The organism is uncultured Agitococcus sp., assembly GCF_937920075.1.
Classification (GTDB): Bacteria; Pseudomonadota; Gammaproteobacteria; order Pseudomonadales; family Moraxellaceae; genus Agitococcus.
Genome location: NZ_CALETI010000291.1, coordinates 1 through 10,771, shown reverse-complemented (window position 1 = coordinate 10,771; position 10,771 = coordinate 1). Strand labels below are relative to the sequence as shown.

Genomic DNA, 10,771 nt, shown 5'->3' with positions numbered 1-10,771 from the left:
AGAGTATATTTGATGGTGATATAAATAATCCAAAAAACATCAGAGATATGATGATAATTTTATCTAAAATAGCTAAGGTTTTTGATGTTTTAAAATCTTATGAAAAAGTTGAAAAATACTATCAACAAGCAATCATGTTGGCTAGTAAACAATGTGAGTTAATAGGGAGTACACCAAAAGCTCTTGGAGATAAATTTATTATAAATAGAAATTTATTAGAGTTTAAATTAAAAATTAAATATATTGATGGAAGTATTAATTTGTCAGATGATATTATAAAAACTGCTTTGCAGCTATATAATTTGTCATCAAAATCGTTGCAAGCAATAGAAGATTTATTAGAGGCTTATCAATTACGTCTAGCTCTTGAAAAACAATTAAATCCTAATATTGAACCATTAGAATTATTACAAAAAATTGCTGACTTAGAACAACAACGTCAGCAATTATTAAATAATCCTTAGTGCTTCACAATGTCATTTTGAGCAGCCCAAACGCCAACATCTTGTTTATTGAGTGCAGCTGCCATTAAATCGGGAAATAAATCGGGTGTACAGGCAAAAGTGGGTGAACCTAAAGCGGTAAATTGAGCGGCATTATGCGCATCAAAACATGGTGCACCATCATCCGCCAACGCCAACAAACTAATCATTTGCACACCACTACCCATCAAGCTCGCCGTACGTTTGAGCAGCTCTGTGTTATTGCCACCCTCGTATAAATCACTAATTAATACCAAAATAGTATCTTCAGGCCAACGAATCAAACCTTGGCAATAAGCAAGGGCTTTATTAATGTCCGTACCACCGCCCAATTGTGTACCAAACAACACATCAACAGGGTCATCTAGCATGGGCGTTAAATCGACCACCGCTGTATCAAACACCACTAATTGTGTGCTAACGGCTTTAATGGAGGCTAACACCGCCCCAAACAAACTGGCATAAACCACCGAACTCGCCATTGAGCCACTTTGGTCGATGCACAAAATAATGTCTTTAACCGATTGCCGATGTCGGCCATAACCTACTAAATTTTGCGGAATAATGGTGTTATGTTCGGGTAAATAGTGCTGTAAATTAGCACGAATGGTTCTTGCCCAATCTATATCTTGGGCGCGTTTTGGCCGACGTGTGCGATTGGCTCGATTGAGGCTACCTGTCACGGCTTGTTGCATTTTACCTGCCAAACGCCGCTCTAATTCATCGACTACCTTACGCACCACGAGCCGTGCAGTTTCTTTGGTTTTAGCAGGCATTAAATGATTAAGACTAATCAACGTACTGACTAAATGTACATCAGGTTCAACCGCTTGTAGCATTTCTGGTTCAAGCAACATTTGTTCTAGGTTTAGTCGCTGATAAGCATCTTTTTGCAACACTCTGACCACTGAGGAGGGAAAATATTGCCTAATATCACCCAACCAACGACTGACTTTGGGCGCAGAACCCCCCAAACCTGCTTGGCGTTGTTTTGACTTTTGGCTGCTGGCAAACCCTTGCTCTTCACCTTCGTCTCCTTGGTTATATAACGCGGCGAGGGCAGCATCCATGCCTAAATCACGGGCATTTAATTCGGGGGTTAATTGCGGCATATTGCCTAATAATAAACGCCAGCGGCGTTGTTGTTCTTGGCTCATGGTAAAATCTCAATGGGTGTGCCAATTTTCACTAAATCCCAAACTTCTTGCATATCTTGGTTGTTTAAAGCAATACAGCCATTTGTCCAATCTTTTAATTGAGTTAGTTTTGCTGCCCATCCAAAACCGTTTCGTTGACCATGAATCATAATCATGCCACCTGCATCAACACCTTTGGCTTTAGCGTTGGCAAGGTCTTGTTTATTGGGGTAAGAAACGTGCAAAGATTTAAAATAACCACTGTTAGGATTACGATAATCTAAAATATATCGACCTTCTGGTGTGCGTTCGTCACCTTCTTGTTGTTTGTGGCCAACAGGGTTAGCGCCCAACGCAATCGTGTATTGTTTAATAATTTTGCCTTGTTCTAATAGCCACATTTGTCGTTGTGATTTAACCACTTTAACCAAATCAATATCTGCATGTGTTATTTGGCAAAACATCAGCACACTAAGCCCAAATAAATAACGCCAGCACTTGCTCATAAACGAACTCCAAAAATTTGCGCTAACACAGGCAACACTAATTGTCCTCGCTGGTTATTCAGGGTTTGTTGGCGTTGTTGCTGCTGTTGTTGACCACCGACTTTAGCGGCAATTTGTTGGCGTTCAGGATGGCTAAAGGTGGCAATGGTGCGGCGTAATAACGGTAATAATTGCACAAAATGGTCTTCAGAAAGATGTACCAGCCATGAGTCAACCAGTTGCCATAAGGCTTCATCATGCAACAAACTTAAACCTTGATCGGTTAAAAAGCCTGCAAACCAATGTGCCGCTTGTTCTGGATTATTGGCCTGAGATAAAGCTAAGGCAAAGCGTTCAGCCGCTTGTTCTGCGCTTAATAACTCATAATTTTGGGCAATACGACAACACCAACCCGCTATCAAACCATGCAAATTAGCCATAGTCGTTAGTTTAAGCACGGTCTGATGCCATGCTTGCGTCAAAGAAGTTTTTTCTAAACGCTGTAACACGCGGTCAATGGTTTTTAGCTCAGTTAAACGTTGTTCGGCGGCATCATCATTTAAGCTATTACAGGCAGGGAGCAAGCCAATACAAATACGGGTGACAAAACTTTTCACCACATCACCCACCGCTTGGCTATCGGTTTTGCGCACATCACTATAACGCCATGTATTAGCTAATGGCTCAAGGGCATCAATCAGGTGGCTAATATCGCTGCTCTGTGCGGATAAATTCATAATATGACGAATCAGCGCAGGCATGGTTTGGGCTAAATCGGCCAATAACACCGACTGCATTAATTGTGCAACTTTAGCAATGTGTTGCTCATGAATCAGTTGGTGTTGAATATAATTATCCGTCGCCTCTTGAATGCTTTGTCCCCAAACCGCCGTTTCTAAAAGTTTTAGGCTGAGTTCGGGTTGCCATTGTAAGATCCAATTTTCTTTAAAACTGCCACGACCGCCACCTCCTTGATAATTGCCCCATGTAATGCCTAATAAATTTAAGCGATGCAAAAATTGGCTACGGGCAAGGTCTAAGTCTTTACGTAAATCTAGTTCTAAGGCTTTGCTGTCGGCCTCTTGTTTTAAGCGCAGACTTTTACACAGTTTTAAAAAATCTTGTTGAATCGGCAGGCTAGGCACATCATCAGGCACAGAGCCCAACACCTCACCGACCAACATTTTTTGGGCTAATTGGCTGGGTAAAGCATTGCCATGATGCAAAATGCTGACAATGGCTTCGTTTAAATCGTCTAAATCGGGTAGCTCTCGACCACGCAACGCTGCTAAAGAAGCAATTAAACGTGCGGCATCAATTAATTGTGCGCTAGAGGCATCTAAGCCTTGTGCGCGTAGCTCTTGCGCAAATTTGGCCAACCAACTGATACTGATTTTTTCGGCATCAATCGGGCTTTGTTGATAGTGTGTCCATAAATGTTGATACCAAGCAGGTGATTCGATGCCCGCACCATAACCACTGCTGGTTAATAAACGGCTATGTGTCCACGGAATCCATGCGGCTTGCGTTTTGATTTTATTGAGGGTTTTTAACAGGGCGGTATCGGTTTTTTTAGTGGTTTTTAGCTCAACAAGGGCAGGGGTATGCCATGCCCCACACACCACGACAATTTGTTGATAACCGTCTTTTTCGGCTTGACGCAAACATTGACGCATATAGGCTTCGCGGCAGGCTTCACGTTGTTGGCGCGGGCTGCCATCGTCAATCACTTGCTCACGAATCGCCGACATGGCTTCATGTATGGCTTGAAAGACCTCACCCACATGAGGACGTTGTTCGACTAAATGCTCCCAAAAACGTTCACTGTCATAATAGCCTGCGGCTTGTGCCAATAAACCAATGGGATCAATCATATCGCGCCTAACTTCACCACTTTCAGAGGGAGAGACATCCTCTGAGGGAGTGGGTGAAGCAGGAGCAAGCCAGTTATCTGCAAGGTTATAGGCTTGTGGTAAATCAATGAATCGTAAAGGGATTTGTTGTCTTAAACCATATTGAATGGCTTGCCATTCGGGCGAAAATTCGGCAAAAGGAAAAAATGAAGCACGAGGTTCGTTTTCTTCGGCAACATTGCCATAAACCAATACCGCGACAGGCGCTTGCATATCAGGGTGATTGGCAAAGGGTAAAATGGCTTCTGCTTCGAGTGGGCCTTCCAACAAAATTAAATCAGGTTGCAAGGCATTTAGCGCACTGAGTACACTCCGTGCCGACCCCGGCCCATGATGGCGAATCCCCAATAAATGAATCATGGTGTTGTTCTCAAAGTAGCAGTCGATAGCATAGTCATGATAAGTTTAATCAAAATATCTTTATCATCAGGCCGCGATTCGGCTACTAATAACGCTAAAGCCGCCAAGCCAATATCGTTAATAATCGGTGAGCCATTTTCATCAAATAGACGTTGATTACGATGTAAAAAATCGACAAATAAAAAAGCAGCCGTGCGTTTGTTGCCATCGGTAAGCGGATGATTTTTGATGATAAAATACAATAAATGAGCCGCTTTCGCTTCAATGCTAGGATAGGCCGCTTCGCCAAAAATGCTTTGTTCTAGATTGCCCCAAATAGCCGCTAACCCCTCATCACGTTCAATGCCAAACAAGGGACTAGCTTCGTCTTTAGCAATTAAGTTGCTTTTTAATACAGAAATGGCATGACGAGCGACATCTAAGGGCGCAAGTTGACCACCGATTATGCCTGTAGGTTCGCTCAATAATCCTTCATCGTAACGTTGTAGCCATAAAAAAGTGTGGGTGTAACGGGTAATAATATCAACAAGTCCTCGACCAGTCTCAAGGGTTAAGGCTTGGCTTTCGGCGGTGCGCTTTACCAAGCGTAGTGCTGCTTCTAAGGCATGACTGTTTTCTTGTAATCGTTGCTGATTGAGTGTGTAGCCTTGCGTTAAGTGTTGTTTTAATAAACGTGTTGCCCACTGGCGAAAACGTACACCTTCTTGTGATTTGACACGATAGCCAATAGAAATAATCACATCAAGATTAAAATGTTCAACTTGATAATTTTTGCCATCATTAGCAGTTGTTGCAAAATTTGCAACAACTGAAACCCGCTCTAATTCATGCTCAATAAATATATTACGAATATGTCTGGAAATAACAGATTTATCTCGTTGAAATAACAGGCTTAATTGATTGAGGTTAAGCCAAACACTGTCTTGCTCAATGGTGACTTCAACATGGCCAGAGCTGTTGGTATAGATGGCAATATCACTCATACGATTCTTCCTAAAAACTAATCCAATGCCTTACACGCTCTGTATAAATCCTTCCAGCCATCACGCTCTTTCATGACTGTTTCTAAATATTCTTGCCAAGGTACACGGTCTTGCACAGGGTCTTTTAACACCGCCCCCATTAACCCAGCTGCCACGTCATGAGCGGTCATTAAGCCATCACCAAAATGCGAAGCTAATGCCCAGCCATTACTCATCACCGAGATTGCTTCAGCGGTACTGAGTGTGCCACTGGGCATTTTAAGTTGCGCTTTTTTGTCTTCGGTTACGCCAGAACGTAACTCTCTAAACACCGTCACCACACGACGAATTTGCTCAATGGCAGGTGGACTGTCTGGAAGCTCTAACACTTTGCCCAACGAAGCAACACGATTTTGTACAATGCTAATTTCTTCTTCTAAATTATCTGGCACAGGCAAAATCACGGTATTAAAACGGCGTTTAAGCGCAGAGGATAATTCGTTAACGCCTTTGTCACGATTGTTGGCAGTCGCAATCACGTTAAAGCCTTTAATCGCTTGAAAGTCGCTGCCCAATTCGGGAACAGGTAAGGTTTTTTCGGATAACAGGGTAATTAAGGTATCTTGGACATCAGCAGGAATACGCGTTAACTCTTCAACACGGGCAATTTTTCCGTCCTTCATCGCGTTAAGCATCGGGCTAGGCACTAAAGCTTCCGCACTAGGCCCTTTGGCCAATAACATGGCGTAGTTCCAACCATAACGCAACGACTCTTCGCTAGTGCCTGCGGTGCCTTGTACCAACAAACTACTGTCACCACTAATCGCGGCAGCCAAATGCTCAGACACCCAAGATTTTGCTGTACCGGGTACACCTAATAACAATAAAGCACGGTCAGTGGCTAAGGTAGCAACGGCAATTTCCATTAAACGACGATTACCAATGTATTTGGGGGTAATTTCAACGCCATTATCTAGTTTGCCACCCAATAAATAAGTGACGACAGCTTGAGGAGATAGTTTCCATTGCGGCGGTTTAGTTTTATGGTCTTGAGCAGCAAGGGCATCGAGTTCGTGTAAAAATTGGTGTTCGGCACGTTGGCGGAGTACGTTAGTCATGTTGGCTTTTCCTTAGATTTGATTGTTGAATGATGTATTGTTGTGTTGGTTTTGGCTAGTAGCCTGAGTGATATAACGACAATAAATGTCGTCAAGCTGCTAAGAAAACGCCTGCTCAATCTCCATCCGCATCAACCATGTATTAATAATTTGAGTAGGATATTGATTGGCTTTTTGTGCTAATTGCGCATCGCCATAACGTGCTAAATAATGGCCTAATTGATTATTCGATTGTTGTAGTTTTAGTTGTTGTTGATAAACATCCATGACTGCAATAGTAAAATAATGAGTCCATAACCACGGTTGGCTTTGATAAAAAAATTGAATAAATACCGAGCCTCTTTCGAGTTCTTTTTTGCTTTGTGCAGCATGTGCCAATAACCAAGACTCTTTATCAGCGATTGATAGAGCATCAAATAAACGAAAACGTGGCAAAGCCAATTTTTTGCTATCAACATCGAGTAAGGCTTTGAGCCAAACGTTGTGTTTTTGGCGAATCGCAGCTGTGCTTAGCCCTGTTAATAAGGCTTCTGCCCAGTCAGTTTTTAATGCCGCATGAATGAATGCTTCTGCTTGTAACTCATAATGGTGAGATAGCCAATCTAAAGACACCCCAGCAATCACATCTCGCAACCATTGGGCTTTTTCACCCAAGCCATTTTTAATATCGGCTGCTTTTGGATTTAGCCCATCACGCTCCAACACATCAGTCACTTGTTCAATAGCTTCAATCTGCAAGCTTTTATGAATTAAGCCCTTTTTGAGTGTCAGATGTTGGCTAAGTGTGTGTTGTAAACGCTGTTGTAATAAAGAGCCTTGTAAACGCGCTAATAATTCAACGGTTTGTTCGTTAACAACCCGACTACGATCATCCAAACAACTTTCTAAAAAATCGTGATCTTCAACGCTTAAATTAGCCGAAAATTTTTCTAGTAATAATTTGCGCGTGGTAGCCGCTTCTTCACGCCAGACTTGTTGTAAAAAATCACGTGCTTGCGCAGGGTTAGCCAAACGTAAACGCTCAAATAATAACTCTCGACTGGCCGCAGAGGCGGTATGCCAATAGTCACTTAATTGCTCATTCTCAAGCGAGATTTGCCCCCCTTGTAACCATTGCCAATCGGTATTACGTTCAGCCAACCAAGCACCACGTTGACCAGAAACTTGGCAAATCGCTAAACGCAGTTTTTTGTGTTTATAACCAATGTCTAATAGTTCGGGTAATTGAGCGGCAGGAAAAGCGACTTGTTTTTTGCTGGCGAGGTTTAACCAATCTAATAAATAATCTAGCCCATCATAGCTTAATAAATAACTAAGCCATTTTTGTTGTTGTCTAGTGCTTGCTGCTAAGCTTTCGGGAGATGATGGAGTGGGATTGGCCATAGTAATGGCACTAAAAGCACAACGTTGATAAGCACTCAGCGCAGCTAATTGATTAAGTAAGCTATTTTCGCTGAATTGACTCATCAATGGCGCAAGTTCTGTTGGCCATTGAGGGCTTGGGCTGTTTTTTTGTGTGCCTAATAAGGCCGCGACTTGCAGTTGTTGCCATGCGCTCATAAAGAAATCACCTCGTTTTCAGTCCATGCACTGAGTCCTGTTAACACATAACCATCCCATTCGCCAAACACACAAATCGGATGTCCTGCTGACAACGCTAATAATGGCCATGTTTTGTTTAAAACTTGGAAGGGTAGAGCGTGTTGTTGTTGATCAATTAACCATAGTTGACCATTATCATAATGCGGCACAACTTGTTGTAATAACATTGGAAAAATCGCTAAAAATGGATTGTGGGCGAGGGCTTGTGCTTGATGTTCTAAGGCTTGCTCAATATGGCTAAAACCTATGGTTGTTGTGCTGGCCAATTGCAGTGGCGTTTGGCTTTTAATGACAATCCGTTGTGGCCATGCACTGGGATACCAAGCTACTTCGGCACTAAACAGATGTTTGTTTGGCCATGCAGGGGCTAGCGGTTGAAAACCAGCCGCAAACTGAAGCACTAATGCGGCCTTATTTTGTTGCTTATGCCACAACCATTGTCGGCGATAACGCAAACCATTCACACCTTCCAACTCACGATTACCCACAATTAGCCAGTCTTGAGCCACTTCGCTATTGGCTAATACTTGCTCTTGAGCGGTAGTCCAACCAATGATGCTACGAACATCTGCTTGTAACGGAGTGGGTAATTGCTCAATGCGTTGATAAGCTGCCAAAATTAATTGAATTTTACCCACTTGCACCGCCGCACGTTGTTGCCAATCTTGATGGGCAAGAGCAGATTGTAAATCTTCAACCATGCTCACTAAACCACTGGCTTGGCCATCCACTAAACGGCTTTTGATGCGCTCAAAATGGCTATAACTCAGGGTTTTTGCTTGTGCTAAACCCGTTCGTAATAAATCAACCAACCATTGTTGCAATTCAGCCGTAGCCGCATTGACTTTTTGTTCACGAGCGGCAGCACGTTTAGCTTGGGCTGCCTCATCAACGACTTTAGCCGGAGCAGCTGCTTTCTCTTGTTTTTTGGCTTGGCTAGTTTGATGTTTTTCAATATGTTTGTTTAGCCAATCAGGGGTAGCTTGTTGTGTTTTAAACAAATTTTGGCTTTGAGCATAACAAATCAGTAAGGCTAAACTGTGCTTACAAGGGCGTTTAAAGCTTGGACAATTACAATGAAAAACAAATTTATCAGCCAATAAAATGGCACTTTGATATAAGGCACTGCCTCTAATTTCTCCCCATAAAATCGCTAACTGGTCATCGGTTTGATGCAGATGAAGTTGTTGCCATTGATTAGCAGGTGCTAGTTTTTTTGCGGCTTTAAGCGAGCTATCATCAGGCGCATATTGTAAAGCTTGTTCGGGCGTAATTTGTGGCATATCCACAGTGACAGTTCCTTGTTTATGGTAAAAATTTTAAGTGTAAAATAGCATAAACACGGTAGCAAACAAGATATTATGAGGGTGTGAACGACAGTTTGTGTCTTATCAACAATATGTGTTGTTAAAAGATGAGAATGGCATATTTCAATAATAAGCCATTCATTTAAAATAGACCTTCGCATTTTATAAAAATTAATGCGCCTCGTCCCAATTTTTGCCTACACCCACTTCAACCAATAACGGTACAGCTAAATTGGCTACACCACTCATGGCAATCGGCAACATGGCTTTGACGCGTTCTACATGCTCATTTTTGACTTCTAGCACCAATTCGTCATGAACTTGTAATAACAAATAAGCGTCTAATTGTTGCAGTTTGAGTTGAGCATCAACGGCAATCATGGCTAATTTAATAATGTCTGCTGCCGAGCCTTGTAACGGTGCATTAATGGCAGCGCGTTCTGCCGCTTGGCGAATGCTCGGGTTTTTAGAATGAATATCACGCATCGGTAATTTGCGACCAAACAAGGTTTCGACAAAACCTTTGTCACCCGCTTGATGACGAATATTGTCCATATAACGTTTAACGCCTGTATAACGATTAAAATATAAATCAATATAGGCTTGGGCTTCGCTACGTGAGGCATTGATTTGTTTAGCTAAACCAAAGGCTGACATGCCATATAACAAACCAAAGTTAATGGCTTTGGCGTTGCGGCGTTGCTCGTTGCTGACTTCATTGAGAGGAATGCCAAATACTTCGGCAGCAGTGGCTTTGTGAATGTCTTCGCCCATGCTAAACGCGTGTAATAAACGTTCATCTTGGCTTAAATGTGCCATTAGGCGTAATTCAATTTGCGAGTAGTCGGCAGCCACTAATTGATAGCCGTCTGCGGCAATAAAGGCTTGGCGAATTTGGCGACCCTCAGCACTACGAATAGGAATGTTTTGCAAATTAGGGTCTGACGATGACAAACGACCTGTGGCAGTGACTGCCTGATGATACGAGGTATGAATACGTTTGCTAACGGGATTAGCCATTTTCGGCAGAGTATCCGTATAAGTGCCTTTTAATTTACTTAAACTGCGATGTTCTAAAATGACTTTAGCTAAAGGATGTTCTAACTGCTCTAAGATATTTTCGCCAGTTGCATATTGGCCTGTCGCGGTTTTTTTGCCTCCTTCTAAACCTAATTTATCAAATAAAATTTCACCTAATTGTTTTGGGGAGGCTAAGTTAAACACTGTGCCTGCAATGTCGTGCGCTTGTTTTTCAAGTTCAGTTAAACGTTCACCCATTTGCTGACTGAGTTTTTGCAGTTGGGCAAAGTCTAATAAGGTGCCACGCGCTTCCATCTGTTGCAAAATCGGTGCAACAGGCATTTCGATATCGTGCAATAAACGATTGAGTGATGGCTCAGCCAATA

The 10,771-nt window shown here is 42.4% G+C and carries 9 protein-coding genes; 1 reads left to right on the top strand and 8 read right to left on the bottom strand.

Annotated elements, in window-relative coordinates:
- Nucleotides 1-464 (top strand): hypothetical protein (locus tag Q0212_RS10170; protein WP_297925074.1); only part of this gene is annotated, 464 nt, incomplete at its 5' end.
- On the opposite strand, the gene Q0212_RS10165 is transcribed toward Q0212_RS10170, so the two are convergent.
- From Q0212_RS10165 to polA, 8 genes are all read right to left on the bottom strand, one after another.
- Nucleotides 461-1,639, bottom strand: coding sequence for a VWA domain-containing protein (locus tag Q0212_RS10165; RefSeq protein WP_297925072.1), 1,179 nt, complete (start codon nt 1,637-1,639; stop codon nt 461-463). The genes Q0212_RS10170 and Q0212_RS10165 overlap by 4 nt on opposite strands.
- On the bottom strand, nt 1,636-2,124 hold the full coding sequence (locus Q0212_RS10160) for a L,D-transpeptidase family protein (RefSeq protein WP_297925070.1): 489 nt from the start codon (nt 2,122-2,124) through the stop codon (nt 1,636-1,638). Before Q0212_RS10160 ends, Q0212_RS10165 begins: the two co-directional genes overlap by 4 nt.
- A complete protein-coding gene (locus tag Q0212_RS10155; protein ID WP_297925068.1) occupies nt 2,121-4,376 on the bottom strand; it encodes a DUF5682 family protein in 2,256 nt (751 codons plus the stop codon). The genes Q0212_RS10160 and Q0212_RS10155 overlap by 4 nt, the downstream gene beginning before the upstream one ends.
- Nucleotides 4,373-5,359 (bottom strand): virulence protein RhuM/Fic/DOC family protein, encoded by a 987-nt coding sequence (gene rhuM, locus Q0212_RS10150; RefSeq protein WP_297925065.1) that lies wholly within the window; start codon nt 5,357-5,359, stop codon nt 4,373-4,375. The genes Q0212_RS10155 and rhuM overlap by 4 nt, the downstream gene beginning before the upstream one ends.
- Nucleotides 5,360-5,376: 17 nt before the next feature.
- Nucleotides 5,377-6,456, bottom strand: a complete 1,080-nt coding sequence (locus tag Q0212_RS10145) for an AAA family ATPase (protein ID WP_297925063.1) — start codon at nt 6,454-6,456, stop codon at nt 5,377-5,379.
- A 99-nt stretch (nt 6,457-6,555) separates the two neighbouring features.
- Entirely contained in the window at nt 6,556-8,016 is a 1,461-nt protein-coding gene (locus tag Q0212_RS10140; protein ID WP_297925061.1) for a DUF5691 domain-containing protein, read from the bottom strand.
- The gene (locus tag Q0212_RS10135; protein ID WP_297925059.1) at nt 8,013-9,347 is read right to left on the bottom strand and encodes a hypothetical protein; all 1,335 of its coding nucleotides are present in this window, start codon (nt 9,345-9,347) and stop codon (nt 8,013-8,015) included. Before Q0212_RS10135 ends, Q0212_RS10140 begins: the two co-directional genes overlap by 4 nt.
- A 189-nt stretch (nt 9,348-9,536) precedes the next feature.
- The coding region (polA, locus tag Q0212_RS10130; RefSeq protein WP_297925057.1) for a DNA polymerase I at nt 9,537-10,771 on the bottom strand (1,235 nt) is incomplete at its 5' end.

Bases quoted from the DNA above. Each gene is read 5' to 3' on its own strand.
- Q0212_RS10160 (WP_297925070.1), bottom strand. From the start codon at position 2,124: ATGAGCAAGTGCTGGCGTTATTTATTTGGGCTTAGTGTGCTGATGTTT.
- Q0212_RS10155 (WP_297925068.1), bottom strand. From the start codon at position 4,376: ATGATTCATTTATTGGGGATTCGCCATCATGGGCCGGGGTCGGCACGG.
- rhuM (WP_297925065.1), bottom strand. From the start codon at position 5,359: ATGAGTGATATTGCCATCTATACCAACAGCTCTGGCCATGTTGAAGTC.
- Q0212_RS10140 (WP_297925061.1), bottom strand. From the start codon at position 8,016: ATGAGCGCATGGCAACAACTGCAAGTCGCGGCCTTATTAGGCACACAA.
- Q0212_RS10145 (WP_297925063.1), bottom strand. From the start codon at position 6,456: ATGACTAACGTACTCCGCCAACGTGCCGAACACCAATTTTTACACGAA.
- Q0212_RS10165 (WP_297925072.1), bottom strand. From the start codon at position 1,639: ATGAGCCAAGAACAACAACGCCGCTGGCGTTTATTATTAGGCAATATG.